Source organism: Burkholderia aenigmatica (assembly GCF_048627025.1).
GTDB lineage: Bacteria > Pseudomonadota > Gammaproteobacteria > Burkholderiales > Burkholderiaceae > Burkholderia > Burkholderia aenigmatica.
Window position 1 is genome coordinate 337,272 of sequence record NZ_CP184468.1, and the last position, 22,661, is coordinate 359,932.

General features: G+C 62.1%; 33 protein-coding genes. 31 read left to right on the forward strand and 2 right to left on the reverse strand.

What is annotated here, in order from left to right; genetic code table 11:
• Positions 1-2 precede the first annotated feature (2 nt).
• From rplB to dsbD, 27 genes are all read left to right on the forward strand, one after another.
• Entirely contained in the window at positions 3-830 is an 828-nt protein-coding gene (gene rplB, locus ACN8ZM_RS01550; protein ID WP_006482900.1) for a 50S ribosomal protein L2, read from the forward strand.
• 10 nt (positions 831-840) lie between these two features.
• Entirely contained in the window at positions 841-1,116 is a 276-nt protein-coding gene (rpsS, locus tag ACN8ZM_RS01555; protein WP_004199273.1) for a 30S ribosomal protein S19, read from the forward strand.
• A gap of 12 nt (positions 1,117-1,128) precedes the next feature.
• The gene (rplV, locus tag ACN8ZM_RS01560) at positions 1,129-1,458 is read left to right on the forward strand and encodes a 50S ribosomal protein L22 (protein WP_004199272.1); all 330 of its coding nucleotides are present in this window, start codon (positions 1,129-1,131) and stop codon (positions 1,456-1,458) included.
• A gap of 11 nt (positions 1,459-1,469) precedes the next feature.
• Positions 1,470-2,270 carry a 30S ribosomal protein S3 gene (gene rpsC, locus ACN8ZM_RS01565; RefSeq protein WP_006482899.1) on the forward strand — a complete coding sequence of 267 codons (801 nt, stop codon included), beginning with the start codon at positions 1,470-1,472 and terminating at the stop codon, positions 2,268-2,270.
• A gap of 2 nt (positions 2,271-2,272) precedes the next feature.
• Positions 2,273-2,689 (forward strand): 50S ribosomal protein L16, encoded by a 417-nt coding sequence (rplP, locus tag ACN8ZM_RS01570; RefSeq protein ID WP_006752927.1) that lies wholly within the window; start codon positions 2,273-2,275, stop codon positions 2,687-2,689.
• Positions 2,690-2,698: 9 nt separating this feature from the next.
• Entirely contained in the window at positions 2,699-2,893 is a 195-nt protein-coding gene (gene rpmC / locus ACN8ZM_RS01575; RefSeq protein ID WP_006400652.1) for a 50S ribosomal protein L29, read from the forward strand.
• Positions 2,890-3,162: a 30S ribosomal protein S17 gene (gene rpsQ / locus ACN8ZM_RS01580; RefSeq protein WP_043191859.1), complete on the forward strand. Its 273-nt coding sequence runs from the start codon at positions 2,890-2,892 to the stop codon at positions 3,160-3,162. Before rpmC ends, rpsQ begins: the two co-directional genes overlap by 4 nt.
• Before the next feature lie 309 nt (positions 3,163-3,471).
• Positions 3,472-3,840 (forward strand): 50S ribosomal protein L14, encoded by a 369-nt coding sequence (gene rplN / locus ACN8ZM_RS01585; RefSeq protein ID WP_006482918.1) that lies wholly within the window; start codon positions 3,472-3,474, stop codon positions 3,838-3,840.
• A gap of 9 nt (positions 3,841-3,849) precedes the next feature.
• A complete protein-coding gene (rplX, locus tag ACN8ZM_RS01590; protein ID WP_006477187.1) occupies positions 3,850-4,158 on the forward strand; it encodes a 50S ribosomal protein L24 in 309 nt (102 codons plus the stop codon).
• 16 nt (positions 4,159-4,174) lie between these two features.
• Entirely contained in the window at positions 4,175-4,714 is a 540-nt protein-coding gene (rplE, locus tag ACN8ZM_RS01595) for a 50S ribosomal protein L5 (RefSeq protein WP_006477186.1), read from the forward strand.
• Positions 4,715-4,721: 7 nt separating this feature from the next.
• The gene (gene rpsN / locus ACN8ZM_RS01600) at positions 4,722-5,027 is read left to right on the forward strand and encodes a 30S ribosomal protein S14 (RefSeq protein ID WP_011350676.1); all 306 of its coding nucleotides are present in this window, start codon (positions 4,722-4,724) and stop codon (positions 5,025-5,027) included.
• 14 nt (positions 5,028-5,041) lie between these two features.
• Positions 5,042-5,437, forward strand: coding sequence for a 30S ribosomal protein S8 (rpsH, locus tag ACN8ZM_RS01605; protein ID WP_011350677.1), 396 nt, complete (start codon positions 5,042-5,044; stop codon positions 5,435-5,437).
• An 18-nt stretch (positions 5,438-5,455) separates the two neighbouring features.
• Positions 5,456-5,986: a 50S ribosomal protein L6 gene (gene rplF / locus ACN8ZM_RS01610; RefSeq protein ID WP_006758786.1), complete on the forward strand. Its 531-nt coding sequence runs from the start codon at positions 5,456-5,458 to the stop codon at positions 5,984-5,986.
• A gap of 12 nt (positions 5,987-5,998) precedes the next feature.
• Entirely contained in the window at positions 5,999-6,364 is a 366-nt protein-coding gene (rplR, locus tag ACN8ZM_RS01615) for a 50S ribosomal protein L18 (protein ID WP_006477183.1), read from the forward strand.
• 14 nt (positions 6,365-6,378) lie between these two features.
• The gene (rpsE, locus tag ACN8ZM_RS01620; protein WP_006482895.1) at positions 6,379-6,897 is read left to right on the forward strand and encodes a 30S ribosomal protein S5; all 519 of its coding nucleotides are present in this window, start codon (positions 6,379-6,381) and stop codon (positions 6,895-6,897) included.
• Positions 6,898-6,912: 15 nt separating this feature from the next.
• Complete coding sequence (gene rpmD, locus ACN8ZM_RS01625; RefSeq protein ID WP_006400644.1) at positions 6,913-7,095, forward strand: 50S ribosomal protein L30; 183 nt, start codon at positions 6,913-6,915, stop codon at positions 7,093-7,095.
• Positions 7,096-7,121: 26 nt separating this feature from the next.
• On the forward strand, positions 7,122-7,556 hold the full coding sequence (gene rplO / locus ACN8ZM_RS01630; RefSeq protein WP_006477180.1) for a 50S ribosomal protein L15: 435 nt from the start codon (positions 7,122-7,124) through the stop codon (positions 7,554-7,556).
• A gap of 42 nt (positions 7,557-7,598) precedes the next feature.
• Entirely contained in the window at positions 7,599-8,948 is a 1,350-nt protein-coding gene (gene secY, locus ACN8ZM_RS01635) for a preprotein translocase subunit SecY (protein WP_006482915.1), read from the forward strand.
• 7 nt (positions 8,949-8,955) lie between these two features.
• Entirely contained in the window at positions 8,956-9,174 is a 219-nt protein-coding gene (gene infA / locus ACN8ZM_RS01640) for a translation initiation factor IF-1 (protein ID WP_004521905.1), read from the forward strand.
• A 20-nt stretch (positions 9,175-9,194) separates the two neighbouring features.
• Positions 9,195-9,311 carry a 50S ribosomal protein L36 gene (gene rpmJ, locus ACN8ZM_RS01645; RefSeq protein ID WP_004199844.1) on the forward strand — a complete coding sequence of 39 codons (117 nt, stop codon included), beginning with the start codon at positions 9,195-9,197 and terminating at the stop codon, positions 9,309-9,311.
• A 38-nt stretch (positions 9,312-9,349) separates the two neighbouring features.
• Positions 9,350-9,715, forward strand: coding sequence for a 30S ribosomal protein S13 (rpsM, locus tag ACN8ZM_RS01650; protein ID WP_006477178.1), 366 nt, complete (start codon positions 9,350-9,352; stop codon positions 9,713-9,715).
• A gap of 28 nt (positions 9,716-9,743) precedes the next feature.
• On the forward strand, positions 9,744-10,145 hold the full coding sequence (gene rpsK / locus ACN8ZM_RS01655) for a 30S ribosomal protein S11 (RefSeq protein WP_004197937.1): 402 nt from the start codon (positions 9,744-9,746) through the stop codon (positions 10,143-10,145).
• A gap of 154 nt (positions 10,146-10,299) precedes the next feature.
• The gene (rpsD, locus tag ACN8ZM_RS01660; RefSeq protein WP_011350679.1) at positions 10,300-10,923 is read left to right on the forward strand and encodes a 30S ribosomal protein S4; all 624 of its coding nucleotides are present in this window, start codon (positions 10,300-10,302) and stop codon (positions 10,921-10,923) included.
• A 124-nt stretch (positions 10,924-11,047) separates the two neighbouring features.
• Positions 11,048-12,025: a DNA-directed RNA polymerase subunit alpha gene (locus tag ACN8ZM_RS01665; RefSeq protein ID WP_006477176.1), complete on the forward strand. Its 978-nt coding sequence runs from the start codon at positions 11,048-11,050 to the stop codon at positions 12,023-12,025.
• A 138-nt stretch (positions 12,026-12,163) separates the two neighbouring features.
• Positions 12,164-12,559: a 50S ribosomal protein L17 gene (rplQ, locus tag ACN8ZM_RS01670; protein WP_006477175.1), complete on the forward strand. Its 396-nt coding sequence runs from the start codon at positions 12,164-12,166 to the stop codon at positions 12,557-12,559.
• A gap of 202 nt (positions 12,560-12,761) precedes the next feature.
• Positions 12,762-13,088, forward strand: a complete 327-nt coding sequence (gene cutA / locus ACN8ZM_RS01675; RefSeq protein ID WP_420210966.1) for a divalent-cation tolerance protein CutA — start codon at positions 12,762-12,764, stop codon at positions 13,086-13,088.
• Positions 13,081-14,928 carry a protein-disulfide reductase DsbD gene (gene dsbD / locus ACN8ZM_RS01680; protein WP_043191855.1) on the forward strand — a complete coding sequence of 616 codons (1,848 nt, stop codon included), beginning with the start codon at positions 13,081-13,083 and terminating at the stop codon, positions 14,926-14,928. The genes cutA and dsbD overlap by 8 nt, the downstream gene beginning before the upstream one ends.
• A 156-nt stretch (positions 14,929-15,084) precedes the next feature.
• Here the strand turns inward: dsbD and hemB are convergent, their stop codons facing one another.
• Together hemB and yihA are read right to left on the reverse strand one after the other, a co-directional pair.
• Complete coding sequence (hemB, locus tag ACN8ZM_RS01685; RefSeq protein ID WP_174952939.1) at positions 15,085-16,083, reverse strand: porphobilinogen synthase; 999 nt, start codon at positions 16,081-16,083, stop codon at positions 15,085-15,087.
• Positions 16,084-16,336: 253 nt separating this feature from the next.
• A complete protein-coding gene (gene yihA, locus ACN8ZM_RS01690) occupies positions 16,337-16,996 on the reverse strand; it encodes a ribosome biogenesis GTP-binding protein YihA/YsxC (RefSeq protein WP_043191851.1) in 660 nt (219 codons plus the stop codon).
• A 214-nt stretch (positions 16,997-17,210) separates the two neighbouring features.
• Between yihA and ACN8ZM_RS01695 the strand changes: the two genes are divergently transcribed.
• From ACN8ZM_RS01695 to msrP, 4 genes are all read left to right on the forward strand, one after another.
• Positions 17,211-17,864 carry a c-type cytochrome gene (locus ACN8ZM_RS01695; RefSeq protein ID WP_043191849.1) on the forward strand — a complete coding sequence of 218 codons (654 nt, stop codon included), beginning with the start codon at positions 17,211-17,213 and terminating at the stop codon, positions 17,862-17,864.
• 217 nt (positions 17,865-18,081) lie between these two features.
• On the forward strand, positions 18,082-20,298 hold the full coding sequence (locus tag ACN8ZM_RS01700) for a cytochrome c biogenesis protein ResB (protein ID WP_043191846.1): 2,217 nt from the start codon (positions 18,082-18,084) through the stop codon (positions 20,296-20,298).
• 4 nt (positions 20,299-20,302) lie between these two features.
• Positions 20,303-21,493 carry a c-type cytochrome biogenesis protein CcsB gene (gene ccsB, locus ACN8ZM_RS01705; RefSeq protein ID WP_089449756.1) on the forward strand — a complete coding sequence of 397 codons (1,191 nt, stop codon included), beginning with the start codon at positions 20,303-20,305 and terminating at the stop codon, positions 21,491-21,493.
• 158 nt (positions 21,494-21,651) lie between these two features.
• On the forward strand, positions 21,652-22,647 hold the full coding sequence (gene msrP / locus ACN8ZM_RS01710; protein WP_043191842.1) for a protein-methionine-sulfoxide reductase catalytic subunit MsrP: 996 nt from the start codon (positions 21,652-21,654) through the stop codon (positions 22,645-22,647).
• Positions 22,648-22,661: the final 14 nt, after the last annotated feature.

Consider the following 22,661-nt stretch of genomic DNA (forward strand, 5'->3'; position numbering starts at 1 on the left):
TCATGGCAATCGTTAAAGTTAAGCCGACATCGCCGGGTCGCCGCGCGATGGTCAAGGTGGTCAACAAGAATCTGCACCAGGGCAAGCCGTTCGCGGCACTGCTCGACTCGCAGAGCTCGACCGCCGGCCGTAACAACAACGGCCGTATCACCACGCGTCACAAGGGTGGTGGTCACAAGCAACACTATCGTATCGTCGATTTCCGTCGCACGAAGGATGGCATCCCGGCAAAGGTCGAGCGTCTCGAGTACGACCCGAACCGTAGCGCGAACATCGCGCTGGTGCTCTACGCAGACGGCGAACGTCGCTACATCATCGCCCCGAAGGGCCTGACCGTCGGCCAACAGCTGATGTCGGGTTCGGAAGCGCCGATCCGTGCAGGCAACACGCTGCCGATCCGCAACATTCCGGTCGGTACGACGATCCACTGCATCGAGATGCTGCCGGGCAAGGGCGCGCAAATGGCGCGTTCGGCTGGTACGTCGGCCATGCTGCTCGCACGTGAAGGCGTCTACGCGCAGGTTCGTCTGCGTTCGGGCGAAATCCGCCGCGTGCACATCGAGTGCCGTGCAACGATCGGTGAAGTCGGCAACGAAGAGCATAGCCTGCGCCAGATCGGCAAGGCTGGCGCGAACCGCTGGCGCGGTATCCGCCCGACGGTGCGTGGCGTTGCGATGAACCCGGTTGATCACCCGCACGGTGGTGGTGAGGGCAAGACGGCTGCAGGTCGCGATCCGGTTAGCCCGTGGGGTACGCCGGCTAAGGGTTATCGCACCCGTAGCAACAAGCGCACGACGACGATGATCGTCCAGCGCCGTCACAAGCGTTAAGGAGTAGGCAATGGCACGTTCTGTTAAAAAAGGTCCGTTCTGCGACGCCCATTTGCTGAAGAAAGTTGAGGCGGCTGCAGCTTCGCGCGACAAAAAGCCGATCAAGACCTGGTCGCGTCGCTCGACGATTCTGCCGGATTTCATCGGCCTGACGATCGCTGTTCACAACGGCCGTCAACACGTTCCGGTGTACATCTCGGAAAACATGGTCGGCCACAAGCTTGGCGAGTTCGCACTGACCCGTACGTTCAAGGGTCACGCAGCCGACAAGAAGGCCAAGAAATAAGGGGCAATCAAGATGGAAGTGAAAGCAATTCATCGCGGTGCCCGCATCTCGGCGCAAAAAACGCGCCTTGTGGCTGACCAGATCCGCGGTTTGCCGGTCGACAAGGCGCTGAACGTTCTGACGTTCTCGCCGAAGAAAGCGGCTGGCATCGTGAAGAAGGTTGTGCTGTCGGCAATCGCGAATGCGGAGCACAACGAAGGCGCCGATATCGACGAGCTCAAGATCAAGAGCATCTACGTCGACAAGGCTGCATCGCTCAAGCGTTTCACCGCGCGCGCCAAGGGCCGCGGTAACCGCATCGAGAAGCAATCCTGTCACATCACTGTGACGGTCGGGAATTAAGGAGCCATACGATGGGACAGAAAATTCATCCGACTGGCTTCCGCCTGGCTGTCAGCCGCAATTGGGCTTCGCGTTGGTACGCGAACAACAACAATTTCGCGGCGATGCTGCAGGAAGACATCGGTGTTCGTGAATACCTGAAGAAGAAGCTGAAGAACGCTTCGGTCGGTCGGGTCGTCATCGAGCGTCCGGCGAAGAACGCGCGCATCACGATTTACAGCTCGCGTCCGGGTGTGGTCATCGGCAAGAAGGGCGAGGATATCGAGCAGCTGAAGACGGAACTGCAACGCCGCATGGGCGTTCCGGTTCACGTCAACATCGAAGAAATCCGCAAGCCGGAAACCGATGCTCAGCTGATCGCTGACTCGATCACGCAACAGCTCGAGCGCCGGATCATGTTCCGCCGCGCGATGAAGCGTGCGATGCAGAACGCGATGCGTCTGGGTGCTCAAGGCATCAAGATCATGAGCGCGGGCCGTCTGAACGGTATCGAAATCGCTCGTACGGAGTGGTATCGCGAAGGTCGCGTGCCCCTTCACACGCTGCGTGCCGATATCGACTACGCGACCTCGGAAGCGAAGACGACCTACGGGATCATCGGCGTCAAGGTATGGGTTTACAAGGGCGACACGCTCGGCCGCAACGACGCACCGGTGGTGGAAGAAGTAGCCGAAGACAAGCGTCCGCGTCGCAATGCGCGTCCGGGCGACCGTCGTCCGCGCCGTGACGGCGAAGGCGGCGCTCCGGGTGCTCGCCGTGGCGCACCGCGCCGTGGCGCCGGCAAGCCCGAAGACGGCAAGACTGGAGAATAACGATGCTGCAACCGAAACGCAGGAAGTATCGTAAAGAGCAGAAGGGTCGTAACACCGGCAAGGCGACGCGCGGCAACGCAGTGTCGTTCGGTGACTTCGGCCTGAAGGCTATCGGTCGCGGTCGTTTGACCGCACGCCAGATTGAAGCGGCGCGTCGTGCAATGACGCGTCACATCAAGCGTGGCGGCCGCATCTGGATCCGGATCTTCCCGGACAAGCCGATTTCGCAGAAGCCGGCCGAAGTGCGTATGGGTAACGGTAAGGGTAACCCGGAGTACTACGTCGCCGAGATTCAGCCGGGCAAGATGCTCTATGAAATGGACGGCGTAACCGAAGAACTGGCACGCGAAGCGTTCCGTCTGGCTGCAGCCAAGCTGCCGCTGAAGACGGCATTCATCGTGCGCCAGCTCGGCGCCTAAGGAGAAAATATGAAGGCTTCCGAACTTCTCCAGAAAGACCAGGCCGCGCTCAACAAGGAGCTGGCGGACCTGCTGAAGGCGCAATTCGGCCTGCGCATGCAACTCGCGACCCAGCAGCTCACGAACACGAGCCAGCTGAAGAAGGTTCGTCGCGACATCGCACGTGTGCGGACCGTCATGACTCAGAAGGCGAACCAGAAATGAACGATAGCGTGAAAACCTCGCTGAAGCGGACGCTGGTCGGTCGGGTCGTCAGCAACAAGATGGACAAGACCGTCACCGTGCTGATCGAGCACCGCGTCAAGCATCCGATCTACGGCAAGTACGTCGTGCGCTCGAAGAAGTACCACGCGCACGATGAAGCGAACACCTACAACGAGGGTGACCTCGTTGAAATCCAGGAAACTCGTCCTCTGTCGAAGACGAAGGCCTGGACGGTGTCGCGCCTCGTCGAAGCCGCTCGCGTCATCTAAGCGGGCAGCGTAGTAGGCAGTAACAAGCACTTCTCCGCGAAGTGCTTGAAATCGCAAAGTTTTTGCTTGCGTGACCAGGATTATTTGTTATAATCCTGGTCTTCCCTCTTTATGGGAGCCCCGTCGCGGGCGAAGTTGGTGGGGGAAGCGGACTGGCGCCTGCCTGTCCGAAAGATTCACCGAATTGCGATGGCGGGTTTCGTTTGCCGTCGCTGCTGTTCCAACCCAAGCAGCCGATTGGCTGACGGGACCAAGACTGACCGAATGCATCATGGTGGTGCATCCGGATTAAGTTGGGAAAGACAAACCATGATCCAGACCGAATCTCGGCTCGAAGTAGCCGACAACACGGGTGCACGTGAAGTTCTGTGCATCAAGGTGCTCGGCGGCTCGAAGCGTCGTTACGCCGGCATTGGCGACATCATCAAGGTGAGCGTCAAAGAGGCAACGCCGCGCGGGCGCGTGAAGAAAGGCGAAATTTACAACGCCGTGGTGGTCCGCACCGCCAAGGGCGTGCGCCGTCAAGACGGCTCGCTGATCAAGTTCGACGGCAACGCCGCTGTGCTTTTGAATAACAAGCTCGAGCCGATCGGCACCCGTATCTTCGGGCCGGTCACGCGTGAGCTGCGTAGCGAACGATTCATGAAGATCGTTTCGCTGGCGCCGGAAGTGCTGTAAGGAGTCGCGATGAACAAGATTCGCAAAGGTGACGAAGTCATCGTCGTCACTGGCAAAGACAAGGGCAAGCGCGGCGTCGTGCTGGCTGTCGGTGCAGAACATGTGACGGTTGAAGGTATCAACCTCGTCAAGAAGCATGTGAAGCCGAACCCGATGAAGGGTACGACGGGCGGCGTGGAAGCGAAGACGATGCCCCTGCATATTTCGAACGTCGCACTGGTCGACGCGAATGGCAAGGCGTCGCGTGTTGGCATCAAGGTCGAGGAAGGCAAGAAGGTTCGCTTCCTGAAGACGACCGGTGCCGTACTGAGCGCCTGACGCAGCGGAGTAAAAAATGGCTCGTTTTCAAGAGTTTTACAAAGAAAAGGTTGTGCCCGGCCTGATCGAGAAGTTCGGTTACAAGTCGGTCATGGAAGTGCCGCGCATCACCAAGATCACGCTGAACATGGGTCTTGGCGAAGCGATCGCTGACAAGAAGATCATCGAGAACGCCGTTGGCGACCTCACGAAGATCGCTGGTCAGAAGCCGGTCGTCACGAAGGCACGCAAGGCAATCGCAGGCTTCAAGATCCGCCAGGGTTACCCGATCGGCGCGATGGTGACGCTGCGTGGCCAAGCGATGTACGAATTCCTCGACCGTTTCGTGACGGTTGCCCTGCCCCGCGTGCGTGACTTCCGCGGCGTGTCGGGTCGTGCTTTCGATGGCCGTGGCAACTACAACATCGGTGTGAAAGAGCAGATCATTTTCCCCGAAATCGACTACGACAAGATCGACGCACTGCGTGGGCTGAACATCAGCATCACGACGACTGCGAAGACTGACGACGAAGCAAAGGCTCTGCTCGCCAGCTTCAAGTTCCCGTTCAGAAACTGAGGTTACCGTGGCTAAACTGGCACTGATCGAACGTGAAAAGAAGCGCGCCCGCCTGGTCGCGAAGTTCGCAGCAAAGCGCGATGCGCTGAAGGCGATCGTCGAAGACCAAAGCAAGTCGGAAGAAGAGCGCTACGAAGCACGCCTGGAGCTGCAGCAACTGCCCCGCAACGCAAACCCGACCCGCCAGCGTAACCGCTGCGCGATCACGGGCCGTCCGCGTGGCACGTTCCGTAAATTCGGCCTCGCGCGTAACAAGATTCGTGAAATCGCATTCCGTGGCGAGATTCCTGGCCTGACCAAGGCGAGCTGGTAATAGGAGAAACGTAAATGAGCATGAGTGATCCTATCGCCGATATGCTGACTCGCATCCGCAACGGGCAGATGGTCGAGAAGGTATCGGTGTCGATGCCCTCGTCGAAAGTCAAGGTTGCAATCGCGCAAGTCCTGAAAGACGAAGGCTATATCGACGATTTCGCCGTGAAGGCGGAAGGTGCGAAGTCCGAACTGAATATCGCGCTGAAGTACTACGCTGGCCGTCCGGTTATCGAACGCATCGAACGCGTGTCGAAGCCTGGCCTGCGCGTGTACCGCGGCCGTAACGACATTCCGCAGGTCATGAATGGCCTCGGTGTGGCAATCGTGTCGACGCCGAAGGGCGTGATGACCGACCGCAAGGCGCGCGCTACCGGCGTCGGCGGCGAAGTCATCTGCTACGTCGCTTAAAGCCGAGGAGAGAGAAACATGTCTCGAGTAGGTAAGAGCCCGATCGCGCTGCAAGGCGCGGAAGTCAAGCTGGCCGACGGTGCAATCACCGTCAAGGGCCCGCTGGGCACCATCACGCAAGCGATCAATCCGCTCGTGAACGTGGCGAACAACGACGGCACGCTGAACCTGTCGCCGGTGGACGAAAGCCGCGAAGCAAATGCACTGTCGGGCACGATGCGCGCGATTATCGCGAATGCCGTGCACGGCGTGACCAAGGGTTTCGAGCGCAAGCTGACGCTGGTTGGCGTCGGTTATCGTGCGCAAGCGCAAGGCGACAAGCTGAACCTGTCGCTGGGTTTCTCGCACCCCGTGGTGCACCAGATGCCGGAAGGCGTCAAGGCAGAAACCCCGACGCAAACCGAAATCGTGATCAAGGGGATCAACAAGCAACAAGTCGGTCAAGTAGCTGCGGAAGTTCGCGGTTACCGTCCGCCGGAGCCGTACAAGGGCAAGGGCGTGCGCTATTCCGACGAGGTTGTGATCCTCAAAGAAACGAAGAAGAAGTAAGGGTGCGCAATCATGGATAAGACTCAATCTCGCCTGCGCCGCGCTCGCCAGACGCGTATCAAGATCGCTGAGCTGCAGGTCGCGCGTCTCGCCGTGCATCGCACGAACACGCACATCTACGCTCAAGTGTTCTCGCCCTGCGGCACCAAGGTGCTCGCCAGCGCGTCGACGCTCGAAGCTGAAGTGCGCGCTGAACTGGCCGACAAGTCGGGCAAGGGCGGCAACGTTAATGCCGCGACGCTGATCGGCAAGCGTATTGCCGAGAAGGCAAAGGCTGCCGGCATCGAATCCGTCGCCTTCGACCGCTCGGGCTTCCGCTACCACGGCCGCGTCAAGGCGCTGGCTGAGGCAGCTCGCGAAGCTGGGCTCAAGTTCTAAGGAAGGAATTCGTCATGGCAAAGATGCAAGCGAAAGTTCAGGCTGACGAGCGCGACGACGGCCTTCGTGAAAAGATGATTTCGGTCAATCGCGTGACCAAGGTCGTGAAGGGTGGCCGTATTCTCGGCTTCGCCGCACTGACCGTGGTTGGCGATGGTGATGGCCGCATCGGTATGGGCAAGGGCAAGGCGAAGGAAGTGCCGGTCGCTGTCCAGAAGGCAATGGAACAAGCTCGCCGCAACATGTTCAAGGTGCCGCTCAAGAACGGCACGCTGCAACACGAAGTGCACGGCAAGCATGGTGCATCCGCTGTCCTCCTCGCTCCGGCGAAGGCAGGTACGGGCGTGATCGCCGGCGGCCCGATGCGCGCAGTGTTCGACGTGATGGGCGTTCAGAACGTCGTGGCAAAGAGCCACGGTTCGACGAACCCGTACAACCTCGTTCGCGCTACGCTGGACGGTCTGCGCAAGCAGTCCACCCCGGCAGACATCGCGGCGAAGCGCGGCAAGTCCGTCGAAGAAATTTTGGGCTAAGCCCGGGTGGTCACCATGTCTGAAAAAACTGTCAAGGTTCAGCTCGTTAAGAGCCTGATCGGGACCCGCGAATCGCACCGCGCGACCGTGCGTGGCCTGGGCCTGCGCCGACTCAACTCGGTCAGCGAGCTTCAGGACACGCCGGCGGTCCGCGGCATGATCAACAAGGTCTCGTACCTCGTTAAGGTCATCGCGTAAGCGGCCCTACGGATCAAGGAGTTGATATGGAATTGAATAACCTGAAGCCGGCAGCTGGCGCCAAGCACGCCAAGCGTCGCGTCGGCCGTGGCATCGGTTCGGGCCTCGGCAAGACGGCTGGCCGTGGTCACAAGGGTCAGAAATCGCGTTCGGGCGGCTTCCACAAAGTCGGTTTCGAAGGCGGTCAGATGCCGCTGCAACGTCGTCTGCCGAAGCGCGGCTTCACGTCGCTGACGAAGGAATTCGTCGGTGAAGTGCGCCTGAGCGACCTCGAGAAGCTGCCGGTCGATGAGATCGATCTGCTCGCACTGAAGCAAGCCGGCCTGGTCGGTGAGCTGACGAAGAGCGCAAAGATCATCGCGACGGGCGAACTGAAGCGCAAGATCGTCGTGAAGGGTCTCGGTGCCACCAAGGGTGCGCGCGCTGCGATCGAAGCGGCTGGCGGTTCGTTCGCCGAGTGACACGCGTAGCGCGTCGTCACTTGCATTCATCGGAGAAGGTACTTGGCTAACAGCCCGAGTCTTGCAAAACCCGGTCGAAGCACGGCGAAATTCGGCGATCTGCGCCGGCGAGCGATGTTCCTGCTCCTGGCGCTGATCGTCTATCGCATCGGCGCGCACATTCCCGTGCCGGGCATCGATCCGGATCAACTGGCAAAGCTGTTCCAGAGCCAGGCGGGCGGCATCCTGGGCATGTTCAACATGTTCTCGGGTGGCGCGCTTTCCCGCTTCACGATCTTTGCGCTGGGGATCATGCCGTACATCTCGGCGTCGATCATCATGCAGTTGCTGGCGATTGTCTCGCCGCAGCTCGAGGCGCTGAAGAAGGAAGGGCAGGCAGGGCAACGGAAGATCACGCAGTACACGCGGTATTTCACCGTGGTGCTCGCGACCTTCCAGGCGTTCGGTATCGCGGCTGCGCTGGAAAACCAGCCCGGCCTCGTCACTGACCCCGGCATGCTGTTCCGTCTGACGACGGTCGTGACGCTGGTTACCGGCACGATGTTCCTGATGTGGCTCGGCGAGCAGATTACCGAGCGTGGTCTGGGCAACGGTATCTCGATCATCATCTTCGGCGGGATCGCAGCAGGGTTCCCGAATGCCGTCGGTGGGTTGTTCGAGCTGGTGCGTACGGGTTCGATGAGCATCATTTCGGCGATCATCATCGTCGTTCTGATTGCCGCGGTGACTTACCTGGTCGTGTTCATCGAACGCGGTCAGCGCAAGATCCTCGTGAACTACGCGAAGCGCCAGGTCGGCAACAAGATCTACGGTGGGCAGTCGTCGCATCTGCCGCTGAAGTTGAACATGTCGGGCGTGATTCCGCCGATCTTCGCATCGTCGATCATTCTGTTCCCGGCAACGATTCTCGGCTGGTTCAGTACCGGTCAGCCGACGGGAAGCTGGATTTCCAATACGTTGCATAACGTTGCGGAAGCGCTGAAGCCGGGCCAGCCGGTCTATGTGCTGCTGTACACGCTGGCGATCGTGTTTTTCTGCTTCTTCTACACCGCACTGGTGTTCAACAGCAGGGAAACCGCAGACAACCTGAAGAAGAGCGGCGCGTTTGTTCCGGGCATCCGTCCGGGCGATCAGACCGCACGATATATCGACCGCATCCTCACGCGTCTGACGCTGGCCGGTGCGATCTACATCGTCTTCGTGTGTCTGCTGCCAGAGTTTCTGGTGCTGCGCTGGAACGTGCCGTTTTATTTTGGTGGAACGTCGCTGCTGATCATTGTCGTCGTCACGATGGACTTTATGGCGCAGGTGCAGTCGTACGTTATGTCGCAACAGTATGAGTCACTGCTCAAGAAGGCGAACTTCAAGGGCGGCAACATCCCGATGCGTTGAAAGGACTATGGCCAAAGACGATGTAATCCAGATGCAGGGTGAGGTGATTGAAAACCTCCCGAATGCGACCTTCCGTGTGAAGCTGGAAAACGGCCATGTCGTGTTGGGTCATATTTCCGGAAAGATGCGGATGCACTACATCCGCATCCTGCCGGGCGACAAGGTGACGGTTGAGTTGACGCCTTACGATCTGTCTCGTGCGCGGATCGTGTTCCGGGCGAAGTGATTTGAAAAAAGGGTATTATCATGAAAGTGATGGCATCGGTTAAGCGCATTTGCCGCAATTGCAAGATCATCAAGCGCAAAGGCGTCGTTCGCGTGATCTGCAGCTCGGATCCGCGCCACAAGCAGCGCCAAGGCTGACCGCGCGTTTGTTTGCGCTTTTTGTTTGAGGAAAAACAATGGCTCGTATCGCAGGGGTTAACATCCCGAATCACCAGCACACCGAGATCGGCCTGACGGCAATCTTCGGTGTCGGCCGCACCCGTTCGCGCAGCATCTGCGTGGCAGCTGGCGTCGATTTTTCGAAGAAGGTCAAGGACTTGACCGACGCAGACTTGGAAAAGCTGCGTGAAGAAGTGGGCAAGTTTGTCGTCGAAGGCGATCTGCGCCGTGAAGTGACGATGAACATCAAGCGCCTGATGGACCTCGGTTGCTACCGTGGTGTTCGTCATCGCAAGGGCCTGCCGATGCGCGGTCAGCGTACGCGTACGAACGCACGTACTCGCAAGGGTCCGCGTCGTGCAGCGCAAGCGCTGAAGAAGTAAGCGGAACTGACAGTTACAGGAAAACGTAATGGCTAAGGCTTCGAACACCGCGGCGCAACGCGTTCGCAAGAAGGTTAAGAAGAACGTCGCTGAAGGCGTGGTTCACGTTCACGCGTCGTTCAACAACACGATCATCACGATCACCGATCGCCAAGGCAATGCACTGGCATGGGCGACGTCGGGCGGTCAGGGCTTCAAGGGCTCGCGCAAATCGACGCCGTTCGCTGCCCAGGTCGCAGCCGAGTCGGCTGGCCGCGTCGCGATGGAATACGGCGTGAAGAATCTGGAAGTGCGGATCAAGGGCCCGGGCCCGGGTCGTGAGTCGGCAGTGCGCGCACTGCACGGCCTCGGCATCAAGATCACCGCGATTTCGGACGTCACCCCGATTCCGCACAACGGCTGCCGTCCGCCGAAGCGTCGTCGTATCTAAAGATGTGCTGGCACGTTCGTGCTAGCACATTGCCTGTCGCCGCTCAGCGTCGACGGGCGTTGCTTTTTTGATTGACTAAGCCCACCGTTCGCCCCAAAGGGAGCGGACTAGCGCGGATTTCGATCCGCGTGACTGATTGATAAAGGAATGCAAAGTGGCACGTTATATCGGCCCCAAAGCCAAGCTGTCCCGCCGTGAAGGCACCGACCTGTTCCTGAAGAGCGCACGCCGCTCGCTCGCCGACAAGTGCAAGCTCGACAGCAAGCCGGGTCAGCACGGCCGTACCTCGGGCGCACGTACGTCCGACTACGGTACGCAGCTGCGCGAAAAGCAGAAGGTCAAGCGTATCTACGGCGTGCTGGAGCGTCAGTTCCGCCGCTACTTCGCTGAAGCCGACCGCCGCAAGGGCAACACGGGTGAAAACCTGCTGCAACTGCTCGAGTCGCGTCTCGACAACGTCGTGTATCGCATGGGCTTCGGCTCGACCCGCGCTGAAGCGCGTCAGCTGGTCAGCCACAAGTCGATCACCGTGAACGGCGTCGTTGCGAACGTCCCGTCGCAGCAAGTGAAGTCGGGTGACGTCGTCGCGATCCGCGAAAAGGCGAAGAAGCAGGCGCGTATCGTCGAAGCGCTGTCGCTGGCCGAGCAAGGCGGCATGCCGAGCTGGGTTGCAGTCGATGCGAAGAAGTTCGAAGGCACGTTCAAGCAAATGCCGGAACGCGCTGAAATCGCAGGCGACATCAACGAAAGCCTGATCGTCGAATTGTATTCGCGTTAATCCGATTGACGGCCGAGGTACCCCGATTGCGTTGCGCAAGGGGGGTCCTCGGCTGTTTATTTTCTGGTTGTTACCGGTCAGCCTTATCGGTGTAACGAGCCGAGGGTATTGAAAAGGAAAGCCCATGCAAACCAGTTTGCTGAAACCCAAGATCATCGCCGTGGAATCGCTGGGCGAGAACCACGCGAGGGTGGTCATGGAACCGTTCGAACGCGGTTACGGCCATACCTTGGGCAATGCGCTGCGTCGCGTGCTGCTGTCGTCGATGGTTGGCTACGCGCCGACCGAAGTGACGATCGCGGGCGTGGTGCACGAGTACTCGACGCTGGATGGCGTGCAGGAAGACGTCGTCAACCTGCTGCTGAACCTGAAGGGCGTGGTGTTCAAGCTGCATAACCGTGACGAAGTGACGGTTACGCTGCGCAAGGAAGGTGAAGGCGTTGTCACGGCCGGCGATATCGAGCTGGCTCACGACTGCGAAGTCATCAACCCGAATCACGTGATTGCGCACCTGTCGAAGGGCGGCAAGCTCGACGTTCAGATCAAGATCGAAAAGGGTCGCGGCTATGTGCCCGGCAACGTCCGTCGCTACGGCGAAGACACGGCCAAGATCATCGGCCGCATCGTCCTCGACGCATCGTTCTCACCGGTTCGCCGCGTGAGCTACGCTGTCGAAAGCGCACGTGTCGAGCAGCGTACCGACCTCGACAAGCTCGTGATGAACATCGAGACGAGCGGTGTGATCACGCCGGAAGAAGCGATCCGCCAATCGGCCCGCATCCTGGTCGACCAGCTGTCCGTGTTCGCGGCGCTGGAAGGCACGGAAACGGCAGCCGAAGCGCCGTCGCGTGCTCCGCAGATCGATCCGATCCTGCTGCGTCCGGTGGACGATCTCGAGCTGACGGTTCGTTCGGCGAACTGCCTGAAGGCCGAGAACATCTACTACATCGGCGACCTGATCCAGCGCACGGAAAACGAGCTGCTGAAGACGCCGAACCTCGGTCGCAAGTCGCTCAACGAGATCAAGGAAGTGCTCGCTTCGCGCGGTCTCACGCTGGGCATGAAGCTCGAAAACTGGCCGCCGGCTGGTCTCGACAAGTAAGCCTGGTTGTTGCTGTAGTTGGCAAAGATGCGGATTTTCCTTTAAAATCCGCATCTTGCTTTTTTTCGTTACCGGCCCGTGCATGCTTCGACGTGCGATAGAAGAGCTGGATCAAAACTTTGAATCAAGGAAACTGAAATGCGCCATCGTCATGGTCTGCGGAAACTGAACCGCACGAGCAGCCACCGTCTGGCTATGCTCCGTAACATGTCCAACTCGCTGATCGAGCACGAAGTCATCAAGACGACGCTGCCGAAGGCGAAGGAACTCCGTAAAGTCGTCGAGCCGCTGATCACGCTCGGCAAGAAGCCGTCGCTGGCAAACCGTCGCCTGGCATTCAACCGCCTGCGCGATCGTGACTCGGTGGCGAAGCTGTTCGACGTGCTCGGTCCGCGTTTCGCGAACCGTCCGGGCGGCTACCTGCGCGTGCTGAAGTTCGGCTTCCGCGTGGGCGACAACGCACCGATGGCACTGGTCGAGCTGCTCGATCGTCCGGAAGTCGACGAAACGGAAAACGTGCAAGAAGCTGAGTAAGCTTCCGGTACGCAGCAGTATCTGAAAGGGGCCGAGCGATTGCTTGGCCCTTTTTGTTTTTCAGGCGCCGGCTGCGATCGATTGTCGCAGGGCGGTGCCGGCAGCGTTGCGCGGGCTGCGCTACGATACGGGGCAGCCGGCGCGCTCCCCAGGTGGGCAATCCGCGTCGGCAGGAGCCGATAGACCAACCAGGAGGGCGCGGATGATAGTGGTGCTGATGCTGACGACGGTGCCGGATGCCGCGACCGCTCAGGCGCTCTCAGACGGTGCGCTCGATGCGCGGCTTGCCGCGTGCGTGTCGGAGCTCGGTGCGATCAAATCGCGCTATCACTGGCAGGGCAAGGTCGAAACGGCCGACGAGATCCAGTTGCTGTTCAAGACGAGCCCCACGCGGGCGCTCGAACTGGAGCGATTTATTCTCGCGCATCATCCTTACGAGACGCCCGAAATCGTCTCGTGGCAGACGACGGCATCGGCCGCGTACGGTCAATGGGTGATCAACGAAACTCAACGTCTATTTCATGTTTAACGGTATGGCGCTTCCCGTGCGCGTGCGCGCGCTGCGGTTCCTCGCAGTCCTGTTGTCGTTCATGCTCGTGCTGGGCGGCCTGTCGGTCGCGCGCGCGGCCGACGATTTCCTCGATCCGTCGGTTGCGTTCAAGTTCAGTGCGAGCGAATCGCCGGGACAGGTGGACGTCCGCTTCAAGGTCGCCAACGGTTATTACCTGTACCGCGAGCGGTTCGCGTTCGCAGTAAAGAGCGGACAGGCGACGCTCGGCGAGCCGCAATTCCCGGCCGGCCACGTGAAGTTCGACCAGACGTTCCAGAAGAACGTCGAGACCTACCGTGACGAAGTCATCGTTCACGTGCCCGTCAAGCAGGCGTCGGGGCCGTTCGAGCTCGCGGTGACGTCGCAGGGCTGCGCGGACGAGGGCATCTGCTATCCGCCGGCCGAGCACGTCGTGAAGGTCGACGGCGCCGCGCTGGGTGCCGCCTCGTCGTCCGGCGATACGGCCGCTGCGGGCAGCTGGTTCGACAAGGTCACGAGCGCCGATTTCGCGCAGTCGCTGCTCGAAGGGCACGGCTTCTTCACGATCGTCGCGCTGTATTTCGTCGCGGGCGTCGTGCTGAGCCTGCTGCCGTGTTCGTACCCGATGATCCCGATCGTGTCGGCGATCATCATCGGCCAAGGCACGCGCGCGACGCATGCGCGCGGTTTCGCGCTGTCGCTGACCTACGTGGTCGGCATGGCGCTGGTTTATACCGTGCTCGGCATCGCCGCGGCGCTGGTCGGCCAGAGCCTCGGTGCGTGGCTGCAGAACCCGTGGGTGCTCGGCGCGTTCGGCGTGCTGCTGACCGCGTTTGCCGTCTCGCTGATCTCGGGCAAGGACATCGCGCTGCCCGCGCGCTGGCAGAACGGCGCGGCCGAGGCATCGGGCGCGCGCCAGGGCGGCCATTTCGTCGCGGTCGCGGCGATGGGCGCGCTGTCCGCGCTGGTCGTCGGTGCGTGCATGACGGCGCCGCTATTCGCGGTGCTCGCCTTCATCGCACACACCGGGAATGCGCTGCTGGGCGGTGCCGCGCTGTTCGCGATGGGGCTGGGGCTCGGCGTGCCGCTGCTGGTCGTCGGCGTCGGTGCCGGGACCGTGCTGCCGCGCGCCGGCGCGTGGATGGACGGCGTGAAGGTGTTCTTCGGCATCGTACTGCTCGCAGCCGCGCTGTGGATCGTGTGGCCGGTGCTGGCCGGTGGCCTGAAGATGGTGCTCGCTGCGTTGTGGCTGTTGATCGCGGCCGCGGCGCTCGGGCTGTTCACGCCGAATGCCGGCGCCACGTCTATCTGGCGTCGCCTCGGCCGTGGCGTGGGCGCGGCGCTCGCGATCTGGGCGGCCACGCTGCTCGTCGGCCTGGCTGCGGGGTCGACCGATCCGGTCAAGCCGCTGGCGGTGCTGGCGGCACGCACGGTTGCGTCCGGCGGCGCTGCGACGGCAGGCGCGGCCGCAGCGCAGGACGGCCCCGCGTTCGCATCGGTGCGCTCGAGTGGCGAACTCGACGCGCTGCTGAAGACATCCGGCCAGCCCGTGATGCTCGACTTCTACGCCGACTGGTGCGTGAGCTGCAAGGAGATGGAGCATCTGACGTTTACCGACGCGCGCGTGCAGGCGCGGCTCGCGCAGCTTCACCTCGTGCGCGCGGATGTCACCGCGAACAACCCGGACGACCAGGCGCTGTTGAAGCGCTTCAACCTGTTCGGGCCGCCGGGCATCATCTTCTTCGATCGCAACGGTAACGAGATCGGGCGTGTGGTTGGCTATCAGGCGGCCGAGACGTTCCTGCGCAGCCTGGACCGGGCTGCCGTTCCGACGGTATGACCATGCCTGTCGGGGGCGTGCCGGTGGCGAAGCGGTGCGCTCGCGCGGCATAAGCAGACGATCGACACGAGCAGACGGCTCCGGTCGACGGCAAACAAAAAAACGGCGGGACACCGAAGTGTCCCGCCGTTTTTCTTTCCGCCTGCCGGCGGGCAATCAGCGTTGCGCTTTCAGCAGACGCGCGGCGTCGAGTGCGAAGTACGTGAGCACGCCGTCGGCGCCCGCCCGCTTGAACGCGAGCAGCGATTCGAGCACGACCTTGTCGTGGTCGAGCCAGCCGTTCATCGCGGCGGCCTTCAGCATCGCGTATTCGCCGCTCACCTGGTACACGTAGGTCGGGAAGCGGAACTCGTCCTTCACGCGGCGCACGATGTCGAGGTACGGCATGCCGGGCTTGACCATCACCATGTCGGCGCCTTCGTCGATGTCGAGGCGCACTTCGCGCAGCGCTTCGTCGCTGTTCGCCGGATCCATTTGGTAGGTCATCTTGTTGCCCTTGCCCAGATTGGAGGCCGAGCCGACGGCGTCGCGGAACGGACCATAGAACGCCGATGCGAACTTGGCCGAATAGGCCATGATCCGCGTGTGGATATGGCCGTCGCTTTCCAGCATTTCGCGGATGGCGCCGATGCGGCCGTCCATCATGTCCGACGGGGCGACGATGTCGACGCCGGCTTCAGCCTGCGCGCGCGCCTGATCGATCAGGATCTCGATCGTGTCGTCGTTGATCACGTAGCCATTTTCGTCGAGCACGCCGTCCTGGCCATGGCTCGTGTACGGATCGAGTGCGACGTCGGTCAGCACGCCGAGTTCGGGGAAGCGCTTTTTCAGCTCGCGCACCGCGCGCGGGATCAGGCCTGCCGGATTGGCTGCTTCGCGGCCGTCAGGCGTCTTCACCGACGGCTCGATGGCCGGGAACAGCGACAGCACGGGCACGCCGAGTTCGACGCATTGCTCGGCGACCTGCATCAGCAGATCGACGGACACGCGTTCGACGCCCGGCATCGACGGCACCGGCTGCCGTTCGTTGGTGCCTTCCACGACGAATACCGGATAGATCAGGTCGTCGGTGGTCAGGCGGTTTTCGCGCATCAGGCGGCGGGAGAAGTCGTCGCGGCGCATCCGGCGCGGACGATGAAGCGGATGGAAGCTCATGGCGATTGGGTAGAAATCAGGGCAGTAAGAACCTTACGGAACCCTTCGGTCATTTTCGGGAGCGTTGGTATATGATAGCGATCGAGCGGCGCGCGTTGCGTGCAGCTCCCCGCTTCTCCTCCCTGAGCGGGTGCCTGTCGTTTTTCGATTAGGCTGTTTGACCCGCCGTTCAACGGCGGGTTTTTTTATGAGCCGGCCGAAACCGCAGGCGCCGTCAGGTGCGCGCCGCCGATCCCGGCCGCGCGTTGCCCGATCATTGTGCTACAGGCTCGCTTTTTTCGTCGGCGGCGGACGGCCGCACCCAGCTCTCGATCAGCGCGTGCGCCTCGTCGAGCCCCGTGCGCTTCATTGCCGAGAACAGCTGGACCGTCAGCTTGCCCTGGACACCCTGGTCACGATACGCATCGAGCCCCTTTTGCGCGGTCCGCAGCGCATTGATGCTTTCCTGCCGCGTCAATTTGTCGCACTTCGTCAGCAGCGTGTGGATCGGCTTGCCGGTCGGCACGAACCACTCGATCATGCGGCGATCGAGGTCGGTCAGCGGACGGCGCGAATCCATCATCAGGATCAGGCCGCAAAGCTGCGAGCGGGTCGCGAGGTAGGACGACAGCAGCATTTCCCAGTGCGCCTTGGCGGCGCCGGGCACTTCCGCGTAGCCGTAGCCGGGCAGGTCGACGAGGTTCGCGACGGGCTCGTCGGCCGGGCCGACGGAGAAGTAGTTGATATGCTGCGTGCGGCCGGGCGTCTTCGACGCGAAGGCGAGCCGCTTCTGGTTGCACAGCACGTTGATCGCCGTCGACTTGCCGGCATTCGAGCGTCCCGCGAACGCGATTTCCGGCTGGACCGTCGGCGGCAGGTCGCGCAGATGGTTGACGGTCGTGTAGAAGCGGGCTTGATGGAGCAGAAAGGCCATGGGAACCGGAAGGACGGGCGGCGCAAGCCGCTTGGTGGAGGCGGGGTAGCCCCGATAGGCGCCGGAGCTTTCAACACGATATTGTACAATACGGCGGTTTTACCGAAGGCTACCGGGCGCCTGCCTCGCGCTTTTATGTAGCTTCTGCGGTAGACTGAACGCCGTCGTTTTTTGCAGAACCTCAAATTCCCACAAGACGAAACAGGGTGTGCGAATGAATCGACTGTGCAAGTCTCTGATGGTGCTTCAGGTTGCAGCAGGGTTCGTAGGTTTCGTAGCGGAGGCAAACGCGGCAGATGCGGCAAAGCCGGATCTCGACCGTGGCAAGGCGATTGCCGGGCAGGTCTGCGCGTCGTGTCACGGCGCCGACGGCAACAGCGCGTCGGGCAGTTTCCCGAAGCTTGCCGGCCAGCATCCCGAATATCTGGTCAAGCAGTTGAACGACTTCAAGACGCAGCCGGGCGCGAAGGGGCCGGTGCGGAACAACGCGGTGATGGTCGGATTCGCGAGCGCGCTGAGCGCGGACGACATGCGCAACGTCGCCGCGTACTACGGGTCGCAGTCGACGAAGCTCGGCACCGCACGCGATGCGGCAACCGTGCCGATCGGCCAGAAGATCTATCGCGGCGGCATCGCGGAGAAGGGCGTCCCCGCCTGCGCGAGCTGCCACGGGCCGACAGGGCAGGGGATCCCGGTCCAGTACCCGCGTCTGTCGGGGCAATGGGCCGATTACACGGTCGCGCAGTTGACCGCGTTCCAGCAGGGTGTCGGCGCGCGCAACAACAACGAGGCGATGCATCAGATCGCGACGCGGCTGTCGGACAACGAGATCAAGGCCGTCGCGGATTACATCGCGGGCCTGCGTTGAGCGGTCAGCCGCGAGAATGACCGGGCGCCCGAAGGGCGGCCGGAGTCAGAACAAGAAAAGGGTGGGGCGCCGCATCGTTGCGGTTGCCTCGCCCTTCTTTTTTGTCGGCACGCGCCAGGCCAAGCCAGGATGGAGCGGCTTGCCGGAGATGGGGGGCTGCGCTCCCCAAGCGAACAAAGTGAGCGTTGGGGGCTGTTTCCCCTGAGTCGGAGTTTGAATGAGCGTTACCACGTCGGGGTTGCAGTCGAAGTCGGGTCAGGGTGCGTCCAAGCGCGCGGTCGAGCTGCTGAGCTCGATGCGCTTCGCGATCGCGCTGCTGGTGGTGCTGTCGATTGCGAGCATCATCGGCACGGTCCTGACCCAGGACGATCCGTATCCGAACTATGTGAACCAGTTCGGGCCGTTCTGGGCGGACATTTTCCGCTCGCTCGGCCTGTACAACGTGTACAGCGCGTGGTGGTTCATGCTGATCCTGATTTTCCTCGTCGTGTCGATCTCGCTGTGCGTGATCCGCAACGCGCCGAAGATGCTCGCCGATGCGAAGAGCTGGAAGGACAAGGTTCGCGAAGGCAGCCTGCGTGCGTTCCACCACAAGGCCGAGTACACGGCGTCCGGCACGCGCGCGACCGTCGCGGCGACGCTCGCCACGTTCGTCACCAAGGCCGGCTACAAGCACGTCGTGCGTGAAAACGACGGCGCGACGCTGATCTCCGCGAAGCGTGGCGCGATGACCAAGTGGGGCTACATCTCCGCTCACCTCGCGATCGTCGTGATCTGTATCGGCGGCCTGCTCGACAGCAACCTGCCGATCAAATTCCAGATGTGGATGTTCGGCAAGAGCCCGGTCAACACGAGCGCGACGATCAGCGAGATCTCGCCGGATCATCGCCTGTCCGCGTCGAACCCGACGTTCCGCGGCTACGCGTGGGTGCCCGAGGGCCAGTTCGTGTCGACCGCGATCCTGAACCAGCCGAGCGGCTCGCTGATCCAGGATCTGCCGTTCTCGATCCAGCTCAACAAGTTCATCGTCGATTACTACACGACGGGCATGCCGAAGCTGTTCGCGAGCGACATCGTCGTGATCGATCGCGAGACCGGCCAGAAGATCCCGGCGCGCGTCGAGGTCAACAAGCCGTTCACGTACAAGGGCGTGTCGATCTACCAGTCGAGCTTCCAGGACGGCGGCTCGCAGATGCAGATGACGGCCTACCCGATGACGGGCGGCAACGCGAAGACCTTCCCCGTGCAGGGGACGATCGGCAGTTCGGCGCCGCTGCAGATGCCGGGCAACGACGGCGACACGATCGAGTTCTCCGATTTCCGCGCGATCAACGTCGAGAACATGGCCGACGCGAACGGCAAGCCGGACGTGCGCGGCGTGGCGACGACGAGCTCGCTGAAGGAAGCGTTCGACGAACGGCTCGGCTCCGGCGCGAAGACGTCGAAGCCGACGCAGCTCCACAACATCGGCCCGTCCGTGCAATACAAGATCCGCGGCAAGGACGGCCAGGCGCGCGAGTTCAACAACTACATGCTGCCCGTCGACATGAACGGCGTGCGCGTGTTCCTCGCCGGCGTGCGCGCGAGCCCGAACGACCCGTTCCGCTACATGCGGATTCCGGCTGACAGCCAGGATTCGATCGGCGAATGGATGCGCCTGCGCGCCGCGCTCGAGGATCCGTCCGTGCGCGCCGAAGCCGCCGCGCGCTTCGCGCAGCGTTCGCTGCCGGGCACCGACGCATCGCTGCGCAGCCGCCTGCAGGACAGCGCATCGAAGGTGCTGACCCTGTTTGCGGCGAGCGACGACAGCGTCGGCCGTGGCGCCGACGGCCAGCCGATCGGCGGCTTCCAGGCGGTGGCGACGTTCATCGACCGCTCGGTGCCCAAGGCCGAGCAGGAGAAGGCCGCGAGCCTGCTGCTGCGGATGCTCGAAGGCTCGATGTGGGAGGTCTGGCAGATCGCGCGCGAGCGTGCCGGCGAGCCGGCGGCGCAGCAGGGCACCGACACGATCCGCTTCGTGCAGAACGCGATCAATGCGCTATCTGACAGCTTTTTGTATGGATCGCCGGTCTATTTGCAGCTTGACTCATTCAAACAGGTGCAAGCTTCGGTATTTCAGTTGACGCGCGCACCCGGCAAGAATCTGGTGTATCTTGGCAGCCTGCTGCTGGTCGCCGGCATCTTCTCGATGTTCTACGTGCGCGAGCGGCGCCTCTGGTTCTGGTTGAAGGACGCCGGTTCGGGCGTCGATGTGGTGATGGCAATGTCCACGGCCCGCAAGACCTTCGATTTCGAGAAAGAATTCGTGCAGACGCGCGACGCGGCCGGTGCCGCCCTGCACGCCGCACCTCGCGACGCCGCGCCGGCCCGTGCGGCATCGACGGCCCGTCCGCCTGCCGGCGGCGGTTCCGATTCCGAGAATTCCACCCGGTAACATCATGGATCTCACGCAAGTTTCCTCTTCCCATCGGGCGTCGGCCCAGGCTCCAGTTGTGGCGCCGCTGTTCGACGACCGTCCGTTCCTCGCGCGCCTGTCGTTGCTCGACTGGCTGTTCGCGCTGGCGCTCGTGGTGGGCGCGGGCTATGCGCTCGTGCACTACAACGAGCACATGAATTACTACGACAAGGCCGTGATGATCGGCACCGTGCCGGCGCTCATCACGCTCGGCTGGCGCTGGAAGCCCGCGCGGCTGATGATGGCGTCGATTACCGTGCTGGCGCTGCTGTCGATCCAGATCTACCAGGGCGATCTCGCGCGCGCCGATTCGGCGTTCTTCCTCAAGTACTTCCTGTCGAGCCAGTCGGCCATCCTGTGGATGAGCGCGCTGTTCGTGCTCGCGACGATCTTCTACTGGATCGGGCTGCTCGCGCGCTCGGAGTCGGGCTCCGCGATTGGCCAGAAGCTCACGTGGGTCGCCGTGCTGATGGGCTTCACCGGCCTGATGGTGCGCTGGTACGAGTCCTACCTGATCGGCGCAGACGTCGGGCACATTCCGGTGTCGAACCTGTACGAAGTGTTCGTGCTGTTCAGCCTGATCACCGCGCTGCTCTACCTGTATTACGAAGGCCATTACGGCACGCGCGCGCTCGGCGCGTTCGTGCTGCTGGTGATCAGCGCGGCAGTCGGCTTCCTGATGTGGTACTCGGTCGCGCGCGATGCGCAGCAGATCCAGCCGCTCGTGCCGGCGCTGCAGAGCTGGTGGATGAAGATCCACGTGCCGGCGAACTTCATCGGCTATGGCAGCTTCGCGCTGTCGGCGATGGTGTCGGTCGCGTACCTGATGAAGGAGCGCGGCGTGCTCGCGGATCGCCTGCCGACGCTCGAAGTGCTCGACGACGTGATGTACAAGTCGATCGCGGTCGGTTTCGCGTTCTTCACGATCGCGACGATCCTCGGCGCACTGTGGGCCGCTGAAGCCTGGGGCGGCTACTGGAGCTGGGACCCGAAGGAAACCTGGGCGCTGATCGTATGGCTCAACTACGCGGCGTGGCTGCACATGCGCCTGATGAAGGGCCTGCGCGGCTCGGTGGCCGCATGGTGGGCGCTCACGGGCCTGCTCGTGACGACCTTCGCGTTCCTCGGCGTCAACATGTTCCTGTCCGGGCTGCACAGCTACGGCAAGCTGTAAGATTTCCGCTGTTCGTCCGACTATGAGACCGCCGGTGCACCGTGTGCCCGGCGGTTTTCTTTTGTAACGGGCGGGCGGTCCGGGCGTCGAACGGCGCAAGACGGGTCGGGTCGAACGCTCATGAAGCTGCGCGCGGCGCATGCAGGAGGAGCAGCACGATGTGGATCAAACGCCCTTTGCGGAACGTACTGACCGGCGGCGATATTGCGCCCGGCGAAATCACGCCGCGTGCGGTCTTCGAGAACCGGCGGCGCGTGTTGCAGGCAGCCGGCCTCGCGGCGGCGGGCGGGCTGCTCGGCGGCAGCGGCGCAGCATGGGCCGCCTATGCGTCGCCCGATGCGCGGGCCGCGAAGCTCGCGGCGAAGACGAATCCGAAGTTCGTCGCGGCCGACAAGGTGACGCCGTTCAAGGACATCACGTCCTACAACAACTTCTACGAATTCGGCACCGACAAGAGTGACCCCGCGCAGAACGCCGGCACGTTGCGGCCGCGCCCGTGGCGCGTGAGCGTTGAAGGCGAGGTGCTGCATCCGAAGGTGTTCGATCTCGACGAACTGCTGAAGCTCGCGCCGCTCGAGGAGCGCGTGTACCGGTTGCGCTGCGTCGAGGGTTGGTCGATGGTGATCCCGTGGATCGGCGTGCCGTTGTCCGAGCTGATCAAGCGCGTGCAGCCGACCGGCAACGCGAAATACGTGCAGTTCATTACGCTGGCCGATCCGTCGCAGATGCCCGGCCTCTCGACGCCCGTGCTCGACTGGCCGTACTCGGAAGGGCTGCGGATGGACGAGGCGATGAATCCGCTGACGCTGCTGACGATGGGCGTCTACGGGCAGGTGCTGCCGAATCAGAACGGCGCGCCGGTGCGGATCGTCGTGCCGTGGAAGTACGGCTTCAAGAGCGCGAAGTCGCTCGTGAAGATCCGCTTCGTCGACAAGCAGCCGAAGACGAGCTGGAATACGTATGCGGCGAACGAGTACGGCTTTTATTCGAACGTGAACCCGAACGTCGATCATCCGCGCTGGAGCCAGGCGACCGAGCGGCGCATCGGCGAGGACGGCTTTTTCACGCCGAAGCGCAAGACACTGATGTTCAACGGCTACGGCGATCTGGTCGCGTCGATGTATCAGGGCATGGACCTGAAGAAGAACTTCTGAGCGTGACGGTGAGA

Excerpts from the sequence above, each read along its gene's own strand:
- rplN (WP_006482918.1), top strand. The coding sequence starts at position 3,472 with ATGATCCAGACCGAATCTCGGCTCGAAGTAGCCGACAACACGGGTGCA.
- rplV (WP_004199272.1), top strand. The coding sequence starts at position 1,129 with ATGGAAGTGAAAGCAATTCATCGCGGTGCCCGCATCTCGGCGCAAAAA.
- ccsB (WP_089449756.1), top strand. The coding sequence starts at position 20,303 with ATGGATCTCACGCAAGTTTCCTCTTCCCATCGGGCGTCGGCCCAGGCT.
- rpmD (WP_006400644.1), top strand. The coding sequence starts at position 6,913 with ATGTCTGAAAAAACTGTCAAGGTTCAGCTCGTTAAGAGCCTGATCGGG.
- rpsK (WP_004197937.1), top strand. The coding sequence starts at position 9,744 with ATGGCTAAGGCTTCGAACACCGCGGCGCAACGCGTTCGCAAGAAGGTT.
- hemB (WP_174952939.1), bottom strand. The coding sequence starts at position 16,083 with ATGAGCTTCCATCCGCTTCATCGTCCGCGCCGGATGCGCCGCGACGAC.
- rpsC (WP_006482899.1), top strand. The coding sequence starts at position 1,470 with ATGGGACAGAAAATTCATCCGACTGGCTTCCGCCTGGCTGTCAGCCGC.
- rplF (WP_006758786.1), top strand. The coding sequence starts at position 5,456 with ATGTCTCGAGTAGGTAAGAGCCCGATCGCGCTGCAAGGCGCGGAAGTC.
- rpsQ (WP_043191859.1), top strand. The coding sequence starts at position 2,890 with ATGAACGATAGCGTGAAAACCTCGCTGAAGCGGACGCTGGTCGGTCGG.
- rpmC (WP_006400652.1), top strand. The coding sequence starts at position 2,699 with ATGAAGGCTTCCGAACTTCTCCAGAAAGACCAGGCCGCGCTCAACAAG.
- rpsE (WP_006482895.1), top strand. The coding sequence starts at position 6,379 with ATGGCAAAGATGCAAGCGAAAGTTCAGGCTGACGAGCGCGACGACGGC.
- yihA (WP_043191851.1), bottom strand. The coding sequence starts at position 16,996 with ATGGCCTTTCTGCTCCATCAAGCCCGCTTCTACACGACCGTCAACCAT.
- rpmJ (WP_004199844.1), top strand. The coding sequence starts at position 9,195 with ATGAAAGTGATGGCATCGGTTAAGCGCATTTGCCGCAATTGCAAGATC.
- ACN8ZM_RS01665 (WP_006477176.1), top strand. The coding sequence starts at position 11,048 with ATGCAAACCAGTTTGCTGAAACCCAAGATCATCGCCGTGGAATCGCTG.
- rplP (WP_006752927.1), top strand. The coding sequence starts at position 2,273 with ATGCTGCAACCGAAACGCAGGAAGTATCGTAAAGAGCAGAAGGGTCGT.
- dsbD (WP_043191855.1), top strand. The coding sequence starts at position 13,081 with ATGTTTAACGGTATGGCGCTTCCCGTGCGCGTGCGCGCGCTGCGGTTC.
- rpsM (WP_006477178.1), top strand. The coding sequence starts at position 9,350 with ATGGCTCGTATCGCAGGGGTTAACATCCCGAATCACCAGCACACCGAG.
- rpsS (WP_004199273.1), top strand. The coding sequence starts at position 841 with ATGGCACGTTCTGTTAAAAAAGGTCCGTTCTGCGACGCCCATTTGCTG.
- ACN8ZM_RS01695 (WP_043191849.1), top strand. The coding sequence starts at position 17,211 with ATGAATCGACTGTGCAAGTCTCTGATGGTGCTTCAGGTTGCAGCAGGG.
- cutA (WP_420210966.1), top strand. The coding sequence starts at position 12,762 with ATGATAGTGGTGCTGATGCTGACGACGGTGCCGGATGCCGCGACCGCT.
- rplO (WP_006477180.1), top strand. The coding sequence starts at position 7,122 with ATGGAATTGAATAACCTGAAGCCGGCAGCTGGCGCCAAGCACGCCAAG.
- rplE (WP_006477186.1), top strand. The coding sequence starts at position 4,175 with ATGGCTCGTTTTCAAGAGTTTTACAAAGAAAAGGTTGTGCCCGGCCTG.
- ACN8ZM_RS01700 (WP_043191846.1), top strand. The coding sequence starts at position 18,082 with ATGAGCGTTACCACGTCGGGGTTGCAGTCGAAGTCGGGTCAGGGTGCG.
- rplQ (WP_006477175.1), top strand. The coding sequence starts at position 12,164 with ATGCGCCATCGTCATGGTCTGCGGAAACTGAACCGCACGAGCAGCCAC.
- rplB (WP_006482900.1), top strand. The coding sequence starts at position 3 with ATGGCAATCGTTAAAGTTAAGCCGACATCGCCGGGTCGCCGCGCGATG.
- rpsH (WP_011350677.1), top strand. The coding sequence starts at position 5,042 with ATGAGCATGAGTGATCCTATCGCCGATATGCTGACTCGCATCCGCAAC.
- infA (WP_004521905.1), top strand. The coding sequence starts at position 8,956 with ATGGCCAAAGACGATGTAATCCAGATGCAGGGTGAGGTGATTGAAAAC.
- msrP (WP_043191842.1), top strand. The coding sequence starts at position 21,652 with ATGTGGATCAAACGCCCTTTGCGGAACGTACTGACCGGCGGCGATATT.
- rplX (WP_006477187.1), top strand. The coding sequence starts at position 3,850 with ATGAACAAGATTCGCAAAGGTGACGAAGTCATCGTCGTCACTGGCAAA.
- rplR (WP_006477183.1), top strand. The coding sequence starts at position 5,999 with ATGGATAAGACTCAATCTCGCCTGCGCCGCGCTCGCCAGACGCGTATC.